The 16,074-nt window shown below is 64.3% G+C and carries 14 protein-coding genes; 9 read left to right on the top strand and 5 right to left on the bottom strand.

Annotation, left to right across the window (positions count from 1 at the left end; genetic code table 11):
• The 4 genes from A5759_RS05475 to A5759_RS05460 all read left to right on the top strand — a co-directional run.
• Positions 1–2,277 (top strand): Ig-like domain-containing protein (locus tag A5759_RS05475; protein ID WP_197505961.1); only part of this gene is annotated, 2,277 nt, incomplete at its 5' end.
• A 279-nt stretch (positions 2,278–2,556) separates the two neighbouring features.
• Positions 2,557–3,171 (top strand): hypothetical protein, encoded by a 615-nt coding sequence (locus A5759_RS05470; protein WP_068194857.1) that lies wholly within the window; start codon positions 2,557–2,559, stop codon positions 3,169–3,171.
• Positions 3,168–3,725, top strand: coding sequence for a hypothetical protein (locus A5759_RS05465; protein ID WP_082961990.1), 558 nt, complete (start codon positions 3,168–3,170; stop codon positions 3,723–3,725). The genes A5759_RS05470 and A5759_RS05465 overlap by 4 nt, the downstream gene beginning before the upstream one ends.
• A complete protein-coding gene (locus A5759_RS05460) occupies positions 3,722–4,237 on the top strand; it encodes a hypothetical protein (protein ID WP_231984556.1) in 516 nt (171 codons plus the stop codon). The genes A5759_RS05465 and A5759_RS05460 overlap by 4 nt, the downstream gene beginning before the upstream one ends.
• Here A5759_RS05460 and A5759_RS05455 read toward each other — a convergent pair.
• Positions 4,194–5,510 (bottom strand): hypothetical protein, encoded by a 1,317-nt coding sequence (locus tag A5759_RS05455; RefSeq protein WP_068194890.1) that lies wholly within the window; start codon positions 5,508–5,510, stop codon positions 4,194–4,196. The two genes, A5759_RS05460 and A5759_RS05455, sit on opposite strands and share 44 nt — an antisense overlap.
• Before the next feature lie 178 nt (positions 5,511–5,688).
• Between A5759_RS05455 and A5759_RS05450 the strand changes: the two genes are divergently transcribed.
• Positions 5,689–6,369 (top strand): TetR/AcrR family transcriptional regulator, encoded by a 681-nt coding sequence (locus A5759_RS05450; protein WP_068194887.1) that lies wholly within the window; start codon positions 5,689–5,691, stop codon positions 6,367–6,369.
• A complete protein-coding gene (locus A5759_RS05445) occupies positions 6,366–7,304 on the top strand; it encodes a R2-like ligand-binding oxidase (RefSeq protein ID WP_066845821.1) in 939 nt (312 codons plus the stop codon). Before A5759_RS05450 ends, A5759_RS05445 begins: the two co-directional genes overlap by 4 nt.
• Before the next feature lie 17 nt (positions 7,305–7,321).
• On the opposite strand, the gene A5759_RS05440 is transcribed toward A5759_RS05445, so the two are convergent.
• Both A5759_RS05440 and A5759_RS05435 read right to left on the bottom strand, forming a co-directional pair.
• Positions 7,322–7,861, bottom strand: coding sequence for a YdcF family protein (locus tag A5759_RS05440; RefSeq protein ID WP_068194855.1), 540 nt, complete (start codon positions 7,859–7,861; stop codon positions 7,322–7,324).
• 317 nt (positions 7,862–8,178) lie between these two features.
• Entirely contained in the window at positions 8,179–8,838 is a 660-nt protein-coding gene (locus A5759_RS05435; RefSeq protein WP_068194852.1) for a hypothetical protein, read from the bottom strand.
• Positions 8,839–9,328: 490 nt separating this feature from the next.
• On the opposite strand from A5759_RS05435, the gene A5759_RS05430 reads away from it, so the two are divergent.
• From A5759_RS05430 to A5759_RS05420, 3 genes are all read left to right on the top strand, one after another.
• A complete protein-coding gene (locus tag A5759_RS05430; protein ID WP_156616817.1) occupies positions 9,329–9,826 on the top strand; it encodes a hypothetical protein in 498 nt (165 codons plus the stop codon).
• 356 nt (positions 9,827–10,182) lie between these two features.
• Positions 10,183–11,526 carry an alpha/beta fold hydrolase gene (locus A5759_RS05425; RefSeq protein ID WP_068194885.1) on the top strand — a complete coding sequence of 448 codons (1,344 nt, stop codon included), beginning with the start codon at positions 10,183–10,185 and terminating at the stop codon, positions 11,524–11,526.
• Positions 11,523–13,070, top strand: a complete 1,548-nt coding sequence (locus A5759_RS05420) for a serine hydrolase (RefSeq protein ID WP_082961989.1) — start codon at positions 11,523–11,525, stop codon at positions 13,068–13,070. Before A5759_RS05425 ends, A5759_RS05420 begins: the two co-directional genes overlap by 4 nt.
• Positions 13,071–13,378: 308 nt before the next feature.
• Here the strand turns inward: A5759_RS05420 and A5759_RS05415 are convergent, their stop codons facing one another.
• Complete coding sequence (locus tag A5759_RS05415) at positions 13,379–14,257, bottom strand: class I SAM-dependent methyltransferase (protein ID WP_082961988.1); 879 nt, start codon at positions 14,255–14,257, stop codon at positions 13,379–13,381.
• A gap of 52 nt (positions 14,258–14,309) precedes the next feature.
• Positions 14,310–15,923, bottom strand: a complete 1,614-nt coding sequence (locus A5759_RS05410; protein ID WP_068194844.1) for a helix-turn-helix transcriptional regulator — start codon at positions 15,921–15,923, stop codon at positions 14,310–14,312.
• Between the last annotated feature and the right edge of the window lie 151 nt (positions 15,924–16,074).

Genomic DNA, 16,074 nt, shown 5'->3' with positions numbered 1-16,074 from the left:
AAAGACACCTTCACCGTCACCATCGACGACGGCCACGGCGGACTCATCACCAAACAGGTCACCGTCACCATCCAGCCGCAGAACGCCGGCCCAACGTCCGCGCCCGTATACAACGGATTCGCCAACGGAGTGCATTACGGGTCCACCGGAAGCGCTGACGCCGACGGCGACACGTTGACCTACCAGATCACTGGCGCGGCAACCAATGGCACGGCGTCAATCGACCAAACCTTGGGCACCTACACCTACGTGGCGACAAGCGCGGCGCGCAATGCCGCTGCAAACACACCGGGTACCGACACAGACAGCTTCACGTTCACCGTCAGCGACGGTCACGGCGGCTTGATCACGAAGACGGTGACGGTCGAAATCATGCCGACTGGAGTCATCACCGACATCCCGAAGGCGACGGGCTCCTCGACGATGTACGTCAGCCCTGACGGTGGCCGCGTCCTGATGACTACCAGGGACTCGTCGACCGGCACGACGCGGACGAAGGTCACCGTCTACAACTCGAGCACCAGCGGCGCAGTCGGCACACCGGTGTTCGTTGACGGCGATACTCCGTCCGTCTTCTTCACCCCCGATGGAACGGCCGCTGTGGTGCGAACAACCAACGGCAACACGACAACGTTCGCAGCGATAACTCTCGCGAACGGCTCGTTGCGCGGTGGCGGTGCCGCGAGCGTCACAGGCAATGCCGAGCACCGCTTCGATGCCGACAGCAAGACAGTCGTTGTCGCAGGCGAAAATTACTCTGGCTCAACCGCATTCACAAACTTCGCCATCCTCACTCCCACGACGACTTCGACCTTCACGGTCAACGCAGCAGGCGGTTATGGCGGCGGTTGGGTTGTGCAACTCAGCCCGGACCGCGCACGTGCAGTGGCCGCCATCGACCGCTACGACGACACTGGTATCACGTATGCGATCGTCAACACCGCGACAGGAGAGGTACTCAGTACTCCGACCCTAGTCGGTGACGAGTACATGTTGGGGCTGACATTCGCGGGGAACGGCCGCGTCGTGCTGAGCACGAAGACGTATCCGGATGTGGACGACCCCACCGTGAGGATGGCAGTCTTCAACACCGTCACCGGCGCGGCGGTCGGGCCTGTGAGGACCCTCACCGGCTACGAGATGAGCGTGCCGGCGGTCAGCCCCACCGGGAATCGGGTCGTGCTAGGCACACATCCCGGCAACGCGCTCCAAACCACCATCATGATCGTTGACACCGCCACGGGTGCGATCGTCGGAGGTGCACCGACGGTTCTGAACGACTTCGCTACGGGGGCACAGTTCAATGCCGATGGCACCAAGGTCTTCCTACCTACCTGGATCAATCCCTCTATCAAGACTATCGACGCCACCACCGGCGCGGTGGTGGCAACGACGCCGACGTACTCGGGATATGGGCGGGGTGTCGTGTGGAACGACGATCGTACCCGCGGCCTCTTCATTGTCGAGACCACCACCGGCGACACGCTGGTAGTGCCGTTCAATGCCACCACCGGTACGGCGATAAGTTCAGGGGTCACGATCAGCGGCAAGCTGGAGGGGGGCGATTTGCGCCCGGACGGTCAGCGCATGACCTTCTACACCGAAACGCAAACCTACAACAGTGCAACCGGGCTCTACGACACAATCGCTCGGGTATCGGTGCTTAACGTGTCATCCGGAGCTCTCGTGAACTCCGTTACAATCTTCTCCGGACCATCCACCAATTCGGCCGTGAGTTTCGTCGACAGCGGGGTCGGTCCCAACAACCGTGTGGTAGTGGCGTACTCGAGCAGAACAAATGCGACAGACGGCGCCTCGAGCATCGCAGTCATTGACACAACCAACGGGACAATCGTGGGCACACCACTCCAACTGTCGACGTACGGTGGATACGCTTCTCGTCCTCAGATGAGCACAAATGGCGTGGGCGCGGTGATGTGGGCTGCGGAGGGATACGACTTCACCGCCAACAAGTACACGGGTATCAAGCTGATCGCAGCTAACACGCAAACCGGCCGGATAACGGTCGCGCCAACCGCGAACGACATCTACGACCTCCGGGTCTCCGCCGATGGAAGCAGGGCTGCCGGCGCTACGTCTACTGCAACCGCCACGGAGACGACTTCGCAAGTCACAGTCGTCAATACATCAACGGGCACCGTCAGCACGACAAGCTACACAGGAACCGACAAGGCGGTCTTGAATTTCACAGCAAGCGGCCTGCAGGTTTCGGTGCCGACGGCTACAGGCATGAGGATCTACCTCATCCCCGGTTGAGACGACGGGCTCATTGGCCGATTGGAGTCGCAATCGGTGTATACCTTCACCGGCACGGATGTGGCGCAGGCGGACTTCGCCTCAGGGACATTGGGTGTCACGCTCCAGAAGGCGGCCGGGATGCGAGCTTTTCGTAGTTCGCGACTTCATCCATCGAGGGCTCTGATAAGCGCGACTGGCCTTCGTCGACAAGCAAACCGGCCGCCGTTCCGTCCCGTGTGACAGCAGCGTGGCAGAAGATCTGCGCGTATGCCGCGGTTGCGATTAGCATCCACCAACGTGGGTGGCGAACCTCCGGTCCCCGTGCCGCGGACGCATCGGGTCGCGCAGAGGTTGTCCCGATTGAACGTCGCACAGATCAGACGGACCGCGCTTCTGCTGATTCTCGTGGCCACCGCCGCGTTCGGCGGCCTCGAGACCGTCGACAAGCAAGTCACGCCGTTCAAGGTCGCCGAGGAGTTCAGCGATGGCCAGTTCACGATCACGGTCGAGCGGGCAAGGTTCGTCCGCGAACTCAAGGGTGGGTTGGCCACCATCGGCGCTGCCGAACCCGGCAAGGTCTACCTGGGCGTCGTGGCGACCGTCGACAACACCGGCACCGTGCCAGGAGGCCTCCGCGATCTCCTCGACCTACAGGGTCTGGCCGGCAAGGAGATCTTCGGGACCTTCCGTCTGCGCGACGGTTCTGCGATTCAGAGTCTCGGACCCGGACTCACCGAACAGTTGGCGTTCACTTGGCAGGTCCCGGAATCCAGCGCACATAGGGTTCAGGAGGTGACCATCCGGGTGTGGAAGAAGACGTTCACGCAGCTGATGGTCACCTACGGTGGCAAGGAATGGATCGACACGGATAACTACGGTCGGGTGGTCGTTCCGGTCCAGGGGCTGCCGTGAATCCGCGCACGCGCCGGGCGCTGACGGTGATCACGACAGTCGTTGTGATCGCGGCGGCCGCGGTGGTGTGGCAGAACCTGCCGACACCGCCGGACATCACCGGACCGTTCGACGTGTACGGCGAGGCGGGACAGCGTGCCGCCGGCCGCGACGTCGCGGCTACCGTCACCGATGTCCGTATCTCTTCGCAAGTGGATTCGGTTGCACCCGCGGGCGTTTGGGTGGTTGTCGACGCCACCCTGGAGGCACCGGTCACCACCGAACTACCCCGCAGTGACCTGATCGTCGGGTCGAACACGTACACACCCACCGATCGGTTTTTCCTCAAAACCCTCCGGGGGAACGTCAGGCCCGGTATCGCGCAACGCGGGTCGTGGGTGTTCGATGTCGCGCCGGCCCTTCTCGAGCCCGGCTCATCCGCACCGATCACGCTGCGGGTGTGGACGGGTTATGACGAGCAACTGGACTCGCGTCTTGTCATCGATGTTCCGCTCGCAGACGCCCGCCGAGTACAGACCGTGAGACTCGAGGCTCCCTTGGAACGTGCGTCATGAGGAGATGGCTGTCGGCGCTGTGGGTGCGAAACCTGATCGGTGCCGTCGTCATGGTGGCCGCAATCGGCGTCATCATCGCGACCACACTGGGCGATCAGTGGACCACTTACCGCGACACGGTGGTTCCGGACGTAGTGGTGGCGAAGGGTGAGTCCGGCGGCGCCGGCGGATACACCTGGGAGGTCGACTCGGTGAGGCACTTGAACCGCAAGCCTTCCCGGTTCGGGCCGCAGCTACCCGAGGTCGCCGTATTGACGGTGGTGACGGTCGACATGTCGGGTCCGGCACGTGAGAACCCCGAAACCTGCAGCGCTGTCATCACCGACGGTCAGCGGCGGTGGGCATCGGAGAAGGCGGGCGGTTTGGGGCCGACTCCACCCGATGGTGTGGGGATCAGGTGTGAGAAGCCCGGCCCGGTGCAGTTCGCGTTCGTGCTGCCGCAGGATGCGGTGCCCGACGCGCTCGATGTCACAAGTGCTGACGGTCGGCTACTGGCGCGGATGATGTTGTAGGTTCCTGCTTTTCGAGTTGCTCAAGGCAGTACGCCACCGTGGACGCGATCAGGCAGATGCGAAGGGGCTCGATGATCAGGTGCGAGCCGAGCGCGATCGTTTCGGCGAAGCCGTACCAGAAGGGCAGCGGATGCGGACCGAGAAGCCATGCCACGAACCGGAATAAGTAGCCATTGCCCATCTCGGGCCGATAGAAAGACCCGGACATGTCGAGCCACGCCAAGCCGAGATAGCCCAACACGTACAGCGACAGGGCGAAGACTCCCCCGTAAAGGATGAGCCGTGCCGAATCAACGATGGTGCTGTAATTGCCCAGCTTGGAGAGCAGCCAGGAGCGCACCTTTTGGCCCAGCGTCTCGGGCACGTCCCAACCGCGCTCTTTGAGCATCTTGCGCCGCTCTGCCGCGCTGTTGATCACCCTGTCGGCGCGACTGCCCACAACGCGGCGAGCCGCGCGGCGCCAGTCGGGCATGGACACGCCGTAGACGATCCCGGCGACGGCGAGCCAGAGAAGCGGGATCGTGGCTCCACCGAATGCTGTCCGCAGCACCGCCATCAGGCCGTCCCACAAGGCTTCCAGCGGCGCGAAGTGCGTAAACAGTGCGGCCCGCGTCTCGTTGAACCACACCACGATTCGCCGTTCGGAGATCCAGCCCATCGGGTTGATGAGGAAGCCGACGCCTTCGCTGGCAGCGAAGCTCAGCGTGAGGAAGACCCACAGCGCGTCGACGTAGACGCGGACGGCGATCATCCACCCCGGCAGCTTGTCCTTGAGCTTGCTGAGCACATAACGCACGACCAGCGCCGACACGATGATCACCCACGTGGTGGTGCCGACGGGCAGTTGATCGGGATGAAGCTCGGTGGGCTCCGTGGATGTCAGCGCTTCGGTGACGGAGTCGGTGATGCGATAGTCGAGGGCCACCGTCTCGAACTCGATCCAGTCCTCTGCGAACAGCTTCCAGGCCAGATAGATCGCGAAGAACGGCACGATGATGTTGGCGAACACGTCGACGCTGCGCGCAGATCGCCGCGGCAGCGCCGCCAGCGCGGGGATGGCCGAGCGCAGCACCAAGAACATCGCGACGTACGAACCGAGCCGCGCCATCCCGGCGAACGGCATGATCAGCGCGGCCCAGACGTCGTTGTCCCACCCGGCCCAGGCCGCCAGCTCGATGGCGCCGCGACGACCCAGCCAACCGAGCAGGTACAGCGCCGCCAATTGAGGGAAATAGCGCCACCACAGGTCGAACGGCCGCAACACGGAGCGCACCGCCACATCCTAGGGCGGCGACGGTAGCGGCGACGGGCTGACGAGCTGATCCACCAGCCACCAGTGCATTTGGCACGGTCGCGCGTCGTCTCAGCACTGCATGACGATCCGGCCAGGCCCTCTTGACTGTGACGCCACTCACAGTAGTATGACCAGTGGTCATCGCTGGGAGGTGTGGATGCCGACTGTCACATGGGCTCGGGTCGACCCGAGCCGGCGCGCGGCTGTGATCGAAGCGGCGGAGGCAGAGTTCGGGGCGCACGGCTACTCGCAGGGCAGCCTGAACGTCATCGCACGCCGCGCGGGTGTCGCGAAGGGCAGCCTGTTCCAGTACTTCGCCGACAAGCGCGATCTCTACGCCTACATCGCAGATCTCGGCAGCCAGCGAGTGCGGTCGTACATCGAAGAACGAATCCGGGAACTCGACCCGAGCCGGCCCTTCTTCGAGTTCCTCACCGATCTGCTTGACACCTGGGTGGCGTACTTTGCCGACCACCCGCACGACCGCGCTCTGCATGCCGCGTCGAACTTCGAGATCGACACCGACGCACGGGTTTCCGTGCACACCGTCCTCCATCGCCACTACCTGGAGGTTCTGCGGCCACTGGTGCGCGATGCACATGCGCGCGGTGACCTGCGCGCCGATTGCGACACCGACGCTCTGCTGTCGTTGCTGCTGATGATCTTTCCCCACATGGCGCTGGCCCCCTACGTGCGCGGCATGGATCCGGTTCTCGGGCTCGACGATCCCACTCCCGATCAGCCGGCACTCGCAGTGCGCAGGCTCGTATCCGTTCTGGCGCAAGCATTCTCCAGCAACAACCCAGCCCAAAAGACGACCAAGGAGGTCCAACGATGACACGAAAGAACTCAGCGTCACTCGACGCCGGTGGCCTCAACTGGGACAGCCTCCCGTTGAAGCTCTTCGCAGGGGGCAATGCGAAGTTCTGGAATCCCGCCGATATCGACTTCTCCCGCGACCGGGAGGACTGGGAGTCCCTGACCGAACTCGAGCGTGATTACGCCGCACGACTGTGTGCGCAGTTCATCGCCGGCGAAGAAGCCGTCACCCAGGACATCCAGCCGTTCATGGCCGCGATGCGGGCCGAAGGCCGTTTGGGCGACGAGATGTATCTGACCCAGTTCGCGTTCGAGGAAGCCAAGCATACCCAGGTGTTCCGGATGTGGTTGGACGCCGTCGGGCTGACCGACGACCTCCACCACCACCTCGATGATCTCCCGTCGTACCGGAAGATTTTCTATGACGAACTGCCGAGTTCGCTGGAGGCGTTGAACGCCGACCCGTCCCCCGCCGCGCAGGTTCGCGCGTCGGCAACCTACAACCACGTCATCGAAGGCATGATGGCGTTGACGGGATACTATGCGTGGCACCGCATTTGCGTGGACCGCGGCATCCTGCCCGGCATGCAGGAGTTGGTGCGGCGCATCGGCGACGACGAGCGGCGCCACATGGCGTGGGGCACCTTCACCTGCCGGCGTCACGTCGCCGCCGATGACTCGAACTGGACGGTGTTCGAGGAGCGGATGAATGAACTCATCCCGCTGGTGCTGCAGAACGCCGATGACGGGTCGACCCTCTATGACGAGATTCCGTTCGGATTGGAAGCGGGCGAGATGAAGCAGTACGCAAGCGACAAGGGAATGCGGCGATTCGGCACCATCAGCAGTGCCCGGGGCCGCCCAGTCGGGGAGATCGACCTGGACTACTCACCGCTGACGCTGGAGGACACCTTCGCCGACGAGGACAGCAAGGCGCTGGCCGCCTCGGCGTAAACCGTGCGCGTTGCTCGTCATTGGCGCGTCATGAAGTACTGCACGCTGTGGTACACCTCGCGCAACAACATCGGGATCTGCGTCTGGAGGGTCTTGTAGCGGCTACTGGTCGTCGGCGAAGGGTGCGCGTCAAGGCCCAATTCGGTGGCGATACGCGTGGCACGGCGCATGTGCAGCGGATCGCTGACGATGAGCACTCGGTTGATTTCATGTTCGGCGAGCAGCGGTCGGGCGTAGGCGAAATTCTGCTTGGTGGTGCGCGAGCTGTTCTCGATGAGCAAGCGGTCCGCCGGCACCCCAGCCTTGATCAGCCAGTCGCGGCCGGCCTCGGATTCGGAGAGCGTGTCTTGTTGTCCGACACCGCCCGTCAGGACGATCCAATCGACCTGGCCTGATTCGTACAGCATGGCCGCGTGCCGCAGCCGCTCCTCGAGCACGGGCGAGGGCTCGTCGTCGTCGACGGCCGCGCCCAGGACGATGGCCGCATCCGCCGGCGCCGCGTCCGACCGTGCACTGAAAGCGCTGATATCGATGGCAAGGCTGAGGACACCTGCCATAAGCAGGGCCGAAGCGATTGTGATTCGTCGCAGACTTCCGACGAGCCTGCGTCGGATCGGCCCGACTAATCGCACCAGGCCACGATACTGGCGGTGGTCGCCGCAGTGATCTCGCGGCGCCGATGAATCCGCTGCTGCGCGCGGAGTAGTCGCCGTGGCGCGTCGCGCAGGTCGCTCCGTCCCATGTGCTGAGGAGAACGCGAACAGAAGCTGGAACCGGACCGCCATCACCGCGGGGTCCGATCTGTAAACGGAGCAAGGGCAGGTGTTCCACTGGAAGCACCTGCCCCGCTCAACTCACTTGCTTGTCGTGCACCTCACTCGTCAATCACCTCGTAGCAGGCGGGTCCGCAGTTGGGGTCGTAATCGGGAGGGTTGGGGTAGATGCTGCCGGACGGGTAGACCATGCCGATTTCGTTGGGATTCGACGTGGAACCCGGAGTCGGGTGAGCGGTCTGCGGATCGTCAGCGGCCGGTGGTACGAGCTTGACGCCGGGAATCAGGTGGGCGTGGACGACGTCGTCACCCGCCGGCGAGGCTGCGTCGGCATGGGGCGCCGACGACTCAGCCTGCGGTGCCGACGACTCAGCGTGCGGTGCGGCGGCCGGTGGTACGAGCTCGACACCGGGAATCAGGTGGGCGTGGACCACGTCGTCGCCCGTCGGTGAGGCTGCATCGGCGTGCGGGGCCGACGACTCAGCGTGCGGGGCCGACGACTCAGCATGCGGGGCCGACGACTCAGCATGCGGGGCCGACGACTCAGCGTGCGGCACGGAGACCGAGCCGGCGTGATCCCCGGAGGAGGTCGTGGAGTGCGCCGACCCGGAGTCGTTGGCGGGCGCCGCGGACGCGGCGCCGGCCATGCCGAGGGCAGCTAGCCCCAGGGCCCCCGCGATGGCGGCAGCGGTGGCGAACTTCTTGACCGCGCCCAAGGTCGCGGCGGTCCCTGCGGGCTTGGTGAACGGGGTGTTGGTCATCGGATTTCCTTTCGTGGAGCCACGGTCTTCGTGGTTGAAAAGAGAATCGGGCGTCGACCTCAACGGATCCTCAAAGCCTCCACTGATGCGTCACGACCGCACGAAACACGGCTTTCGGTCCGTCACCTGAAAGGCGACCGACCCCCGCGGGTCGGCATTCAACGCGACGTCCACGAACATCTGGCCTGGGCCGCAGTTTCCAGGATGTCGCGGAGGACAACGCGGAGGCCGCGCGCCCGATCATGCGGCGTGTTCACTGCCGCGCACCCGTGCCGTCGTCGGTCATCGGTGTGACGATGTGAGGATGTTTCGTTGGCGCGCCGAAAATCGCCGCTGAGCTCGCGCGCTGGCGTGGGGCGCTGAAGATGATAAGTCCTTGCATCACAGCGCATCTGAGCCAATATCCAGGGAAGCAACTCTGACAACGATAGGCGTCATAGGCCGCGTCGGTCCGGCGCCGAGGCGTGATTGCGGCTTACGCTTGCAGCTTGTGAGGTTGGAGTCCAGCACACTGGCCGCGTTTCTCACCGGCACCATCATGACGACTCTCTTGCTGGCCGCCCAAGCCGGTGGTAACCCTCTGCAGGAAATCGCATGGATTCTCCTTGGTGTGGGGTTGAGCCTGCTGACCCGCGCGTATGGGTTGCATGTCTCAAGCCACGAGGAGGCCGGAGGCGCACAGTACATTGCCGCCTTTCTGCGAAATGTAGCCAGTGGGTGGCCCGTCGTCGCGGCAGCCCTGCCCACTTTGGCCGTGCTGCTGCTCGCTGCAGCCTTTGACTGGCCCGACGATTGGGAGCATCCCGACGGTGGAGTCACCATCGGTTACACCACGGTCGCGCTCAACCTCAACGTGGTGTTGCTCTTCTTCTGGGGCGTGATTGCGGCTCGCCAGGCCAGGCTTTCCCGAACATGGACGGTGGTCATCGGCTTTCTGAATGCGGGAATGGGCTGGCTCGTCGTCGCCGTCAACCTCGCGCTGAACTGACGGGCGATGGTGGACCGTGTCGCAGCGGAGCCCTTGGCGAGTTCGGCATATTTCTATGACCGGCGCTCGGTTCGTGTGTCAAGATTTCTGCCGTGACGTGGGCGGGACCGTTTCCACCAGTTGACGGTTGGGCGCTCACCGCGCGTCCGGTGCGCCGGGTGGGGTTTGTGCTAACGCTCATCGTGGTCGTGGTTTGCGCCGCGTGCGGCAACTCGAGCGCACCGCCCGCTGGCGCGCCGTCCCCGACAACACCGACAACCGTGGAACATCCGCCTGCGCAATTCGTGGCCGGGCCTTGCCCCGAAACACCACAACCGGTGCCCGAGTTGGAAGGTGCCCGGTGCGGGGAGTTGTTGGTGCCCGAGGACCGTACCAAGGCCGGCGGGCGCACGCTGCATTTGGCGGTGGCGATCATTCCGGCGGAGACGCAGCCACCCTCACCGGATCCGATTGTGTTCCTCACTGGGGGCCCCGGCGGTGACGCGGTCGCGGATCCGCCGATTCCGAACGATGTGGGCATCAACCGCAACCGGGATCTGATCCTGTTGTCGCAGCGTGGGACTCACTCGTCGAAGCCGGCGCTGACCTGCCCGGAGATCGACCAGTTCTACGCGCGCCGCGTCGGGTTGGTCTATGACGCGGCCTCCACCGGCGATCAGTATGTGCAGGCGGTCCGGGCGTGCCGGGACCGCCTGGCCCCGGAGGCCGACTTCGCGGCGTTCAACTCCACCGAAAGCGCATATGACCTTGCGGACCTGCGGACAGCGTTGGGCGTCGACCAGTGGAACGTGTTTTCGCATTCGTATGGCACCGATCTCGCGCTGATCTACATGCGGCACGACGCCGACGGGATCCGGTCGGTGACCCTCGACGGGGTGGCGCCACCCTCGGCCGCCACCCCCGGGTGGACCTGGAGCAGCGCCAAAGAAGCGTTCGACAACATGACTAATGCATGCGCGGCACAGCCCGCATGTCAGGCGCGCTATCCCGACCTCGCCGAGTCGTTCATCAGACTGGTCAATCGGCTCGAAGAGCGTCCAGTCACCACCACGGTCGCCGTCCCGTCGGTCGGAGACACCGAAGTCATCCTCGACGGTGGCGCGCTGCTGAACTGGTTCGTCCCGCTGGCCACCCACTTCCCAGAAGAGTTTCCGGCCGCGATTGACGAACTGGCCCGAAACAATCCCAGGCGGATCGCCGAGCTGTACGCCGAAGTGTGGGCCAATCCCGAGCGGGTCGGGACCATGGGCTGGGGCCTGACCTTGAGCGTGTGGTGCCGTGAATGGGTCCCGTTCGAATCGGTCGAGGATCAACTCGAGAAAGCAAAGCAGGCCTTTCCGGAGTTTCCTGAGTCGGTTCGCGACCAAGCGCCGCAACTGCCTTTCCTGCGCGACGCCTGCGCCGCCTGGGATGTGCCCAAGGCGCCCGATGAGATCCGGTCGGTCACCGAGAGCGCGATCCCGACGCTGGTGCTGTCGGGGAGTTACGACGGACAGACCGGGCCTCAGTGGGGTGAGTATGTGGCGCAACATCTCTCGCAATCCCACGTCGTGACGGTGCCCGGCGTCGCTCATGGCGTGTACACGAATGACTGCGGGGCGAAGGTGATCGCCTCGTTCTACGAAGATCCGGGTCGACCGGATACGAGTTGTGTCGGCGCGACACAACCACCGCCGTACGAGATCATTCCGCCACCATGACGACAGCGTCGGATGTCGCGGGGATATCGCGTCGCGGCCTGCTGGGCGGAGCCGTCGCCGGGGCCGCTGCGCTGGCGCTGTCCGCGTGTTCTTCGAGCCCTTCATCAGAACCCACGACGACCTCCGCGTCCAACGCGGCAACGGGATTCGACGAACTCGACGCCAAGATCGAAGAGGGCATGAAGGCCTATGCGATACCGGGGGTGGCAGTCGGCGTCCTGGCGGGCGGCCAGGAGTACATAAAGGGCTACGGTGTCACCAATGTCGACCATCCGGTACCGGTCGACGGCGATACGGTGTTCCGCATCGGTTCCACCACAAAGACTTTCACCGGTACGACTCTGATGCGGCTGGTGGATCAGGGCAAAGTGGACCTCGACGCTCCAATCCGCCGCTACCTTCCTGACTTCGCGGTGGCGGACCCATCTGCCAGCGCTGCCGTCACCGTGCGCCAGCTTCTCAACCACACATCGGGCTGGCTGGGCGACGATCTGCAGGACTTCGGCCGTGGCGATGATGCGTTGTCTCGTTATGTCGCATCGATGACCCGGCTGCCGCAACTGACACCGCCGGGCACCGTATTCGCCTACAACAACGCAGGATTGGTCGTGGCGGGGCGGATCATCGAGGTCGTCACCGGGTCCACCTACGAGGCGGCGGTACAGAATCTGCTGCTCGATCCGCTCGAGCTGAGGCACACCCGGTACTTCTCGGACCAGATCATCGGCTTCAATATCGCGGCATCCCATAACGTGGTTGACGGTAAACCCGTTGTCGACAACGGCTTCTGGGAGTTCCCGCGCAGCTGCAACCCGACCGGATCATTGATCTCTAGCGTTCGGGATCAGTTGCGTTACGCGAGGTTTCACCTTGGTGACGGTACCGCTCCCAACGGCACTCGGCTGCTGAGCCAACAAGCACTTGTCGCGATGCGCTCCAACCCCGGCGTCGGCGACACGCTGCAGGTCGAGCTCACCGGGATGGGGGTGACCTGGATGCTGCGCCCGTCGGCTGAGAACGAGACGATCGTGCAGCACGGCGGCACCTGGCAAGGCCAAAGGTCGGGCTTCTTCATGGTGCCCAGCCGAAACTTCGCGATGACCTTGCTCACCAACTCCGAGGGTGGGGCGCAGCTCACGACCGATCTGTTCGCCGATGATTGGGCGCTGCGCCGGTTCGCGGGGATCAGCAATATGCCAGCGGAACCGCAAACTTTGAGTGCGGCGGACCTCGCGCCCTACGAAGGGCGGTACGTGACGGAGCAGATCACCGAATCCGGCAGCCTCGAAAAGGTTGTCATCGAGTTCGAGGGCAGGGATGGCCGACTGCACGGCACCATGAGCGACCTGGCCGATCCCAGCACTCACCCCGATGAGGACGCCGACACCAGCGCACATCTGGGCTTCGCCTTCTACCGGCCGGACTATGGACTCGACCTGGGTCCAGACGGTCAAACCCTCGGCACCCGTTCCAATTTCGTGCGCGACCCGAACGGAAATGTCGCCTGGTTGCGCATGCACGGCCGCCTGTACCGACGGCAATGATCTGACGAACAGCGGTCTACAGCGAGCCGCTTATCGTTGGCCTATCGGCAGCGTCCGCAAGCTTAAGGCGGTCGCGTAGTCGAACCGCCACCTGTGCTCGATTGAGTCCTGACGATCGGTTATCACACGATGGTCGCGGAGTCGAATACCATGGCGCCGCTTGTCTTTTTGGCATCATCGACCGACGGTAACCGGAGGGGGTACGCTTGGGGGCGTCGTGCACGGGTCGAACGGGTAGGCGAACGGCCGTCCGATGTAATACCGATGGCCGTCACGATCGGTAAGGCCGACGATGAAGGCTTGCTCGATCAGGGGACGTCATGTGAAATTGCTTGAAGGTGCTGATTTTTAGCAGTTGCGACGACGATCGGCTGCTCGACGACCATGCCGCCGCGATCGATGAAGTCTTGCCAGCGTGCAACAACCTCGTTTTCAAGTTGTTGTCTGCGGTCGGGGCCCGCCGACATGACGAGCCCTGCGATAGGTGTGACTTGAAGGTACTGCCACAAGAATTCGGCCGGCGGTGGTAGCCGCAGCGTCTTCGTCATGGTTTTGACGGTCACGTCTTGGAAGTGGGCGACTTCCAGCAGCTGGCGCAGTTGGGTCTCGCTCAGGGAGAAGACCGAACGTAGGAATCCGGGTAGGTCAGGGTTGATGTGACGACCAAGGGCGTCCACCATGATCTCGAAAAAGCGCGGCATGGTTCCCGGCGCGTTGATCGCGACGCGGCCACCCGGCGACAGCACGCGCCGCATCTCGCGGGCGGCTGCGGGCCGGTCGGGAAAGAACATCAACCCGAGCTGACACAACACCAGATCGTATGACTCATCGGCGAGCGGAAGAGCTTCAGCGCTTCCCTCCCGCCACTCGATCACGGCACCGGACGGTGCGGCGGTTGTGCGGGCAACCTCCAGCATTCCGGGGTTGAGGTCCACTCCGACGACTTTCCCTGTGGTCCCGACCCGTTCGGCGGCCAGGCGGGTGACGACACCAGTCCCGCATGCGATGTCGACGACGTATTCACCCGGCTCGGGTGCCGCCACCTCGATGAGATCGCCGGCGAGCGGCGCGGGAATGAGCGGGACGAAGTCGCGTGCGTAATTCTCGGCTTCCGCCCGCCGGAGGTCACGGTAATCAACCTGTTGAGACATGGTTGAACGATATGAATCAGACCGCCGTCGGCGCATCGACCGAATTCACCATATCGCCGCGGTGCGAGTGGTCAGTTCTAACCACCTGTTAGACGAGGTGTTGCTCGTAGGCGTAGGCGGTGGCGGCTGCCCGAGATGACAAGCCGAGCTTAGCGAAGATGTTCTGCAGGTGACGTGCGACCGTGTGCTCGCTGAGTACGAGGCTCGCGCCGATCTCTCGGTTGGTCTTGCCCGCGGCGACAAGCCGTAACACCTCGCATTCGCGCGGGGTGAGGCCCCCCGCCGACCGCCCCTGGGTCCCGATGACCTCGGCCAGACGTTCCGTGTCGGGCACTGCGCCGAGCCGGCTAAAGCCATCATGCGCGGCGTCGAACTCCAGTGCCGCTGCGTCGAAGTCGCTCAGCTCTCGGCAGGCGAGCCCGGTCTGAACCCGCGTCCGAGCGGCTTCGTAGGGCATTGCCAAGTCCTGCCAACCCGCAGATGCCCGGCGCAGGGCAGCAAGGGCCGCGGGGGCGTCGCCCTCGGCGAGCAGCGTCGACCCGTCGGCGTGAGCTTCGATGGCGTGCAGAAACGGCGCGTCGATGGCTTCGGCGATCTCGGCAAGTTCGTCGGCGCTCGCTCGCGCTGCCGGGACGTCACCGACCGCGAGCATGATGTCGACGTGCGCAGCCAATGTTGCCGGCCGGCCGAAACGATCGGGGCTTAGGTCTACCGCGCGACGAATCGCGGCAATCGCGGCATGGACGTGCCCTTCGGCCAGTCGCAGGAGGGCCAATCCAGGCAAGGGCTCTCGACCGAACTGATGGGCTTGCCGGTAGGCGATTTCAGCGTCGTCAAACTCTCCACGCAGCCGGTGCAGCTCCGCTCGCTGGTAAGCCGCCAATCCTAAGGAAGGGTGCGCAGCGGGTCGCGACAAGTGCTCGCAAGCGAGGCGGGCGGCCGTCGTCGCCTCGGGCCATTCGCCGTGGATCTGCAGGATCTGAGAGCGATGCACCAGACATTGACCGCGGTATGGAACGAGGTCAGGCTGGGCGTCACACCAATCGCTCAACGCCATGGTCCACTCGGTCGCGCGCCCCAGGTCGAACACGCCCATACACGTCTCGATGACGCCGCAATAGACGATGCCGGCGGGGATGGGCGACACCTCCCCCGCAGTGACGCTCACCATCGCTTCATCGAGCAGTGCCGCGCCGCGAGCCGTTTCACCCTGGGCGACCGATGCCTGGCCTTGACCCAGCCAGGCGAGAGCCGCCAAGTCGCGATCACCGAACCGTGCGGCGATCCTGCCGGCCTCAACGAACATCTCGTACGCTCTCGCGGGATCCCCACCCGTCCACGCCCCAAGGCCTGCGGAAGTGAGTAAGTACCCGCGCGCGGCGCACTCGCGGTCCTCCACCAGCCGACCCACTCGTGCCAGCCAACCGCTGCCGCGCGCCGTATTGCCTTGGAGCAATTGCGTTAGCGCCAACCAGAACCCGCATTCGGCGGCTCGGCCCGGATCGCCGGCAGCCAACCACGCGGAGGAAGCCCTCTCCCAAGCCCGCACGCTCTCGTCGTCCTTACCGATCAAGTAGGTGGCAGTCGCCAGGCGCTCAAGATCGTCAGCATCGAGTCGTTCATCCGCGTCGGAGAGACACTCGTAGACTTCGGTCCACGCCTGGCGTTCAAAGGCGCTCGAAGCTATCTTCATCGCGGCCATGAGGAAAGTCTGGCGGATACCTGTGGGTTTGCGCGACGGCGTGCTACTTCTTGCGCTTCCCGGTGTCGCCGGCAGCCCCACAAGTTAGCTGCCGCGCCGACCTCGCCGCCGCGATCTCGCCGCCCGCCGGGGTGGCGCCGGGTGAGGGAGA

It is taken from the genome of Mycobacterium sp. 852014-52144_SCH5372336, assembly GCF_001665615.1.
GTDB classification, from domain to species: Bacteria; Actinomycetota; Actinomycetes; order Mycobacteriales; family Mycobacteriaceae; genus Mycobacterium; species Mycobacterium neumannii_A.
This window is presented reverse-complemented; position numbering and strand designations above follow the sequence as displayed.

Coding starts and splice junctions, on each gene's coding strand:
- A5759_RS05460 (WP_231984556.1), top strand. CDS start 3,722: ATGAGGAGATGGCTGTCGGCGCTGTGGGTGCGAAACCTGATCGGTGCC.
- A5759_RS05450 (WP_068194887.1), top strand. CDS start 5,689: ATGCCGACTGTCACATGGGCTCGGGTCGACCCGAGCCGGCGCGCGGCT.
- A5759_RS05445 (WP_066845821.1), top strand. CDS start 6,366: ATGACACGAAAGAACTCAGCGTCACTCGACGCCGGTGGCCTCAACTGG.
- A5759_RS05440 (WP_068194855.1), bottom strand. CDS start 7,861: ATGGCAGGTGTCCTCAGCCTTGCCATCGATATCAGCGCTTTCAGTGCA.
- A5759_RS05435 (WP_068194852.1), bottom strand. CDS start 8,838: ATGACCAACACCCCGTTCACCAAGCCCGCAGGGACCGCCGCGACCTTG.
- A5759_RS05420 (WP_082961989.1), top strand. CDS start 11,523: ATGACGACAGCGTCGGATGTCGCGGGGATATCGCGTCGCGGCCTGCTG.
- A5759_RS05415 (WP_082961988.1), bottom strand. CDS start 14,257: ATGCGCCGACGGCGGTCTGATTCATATCGTTCAACCATGTCTCAACAG.
- A5759_RS05410 (WP_068194844.1), bottom strand. CDS start 15,923: ATGGCCGCGATGAAGATAGCTTCGAGCGCCTTTGAACGCCAGGCGTGG.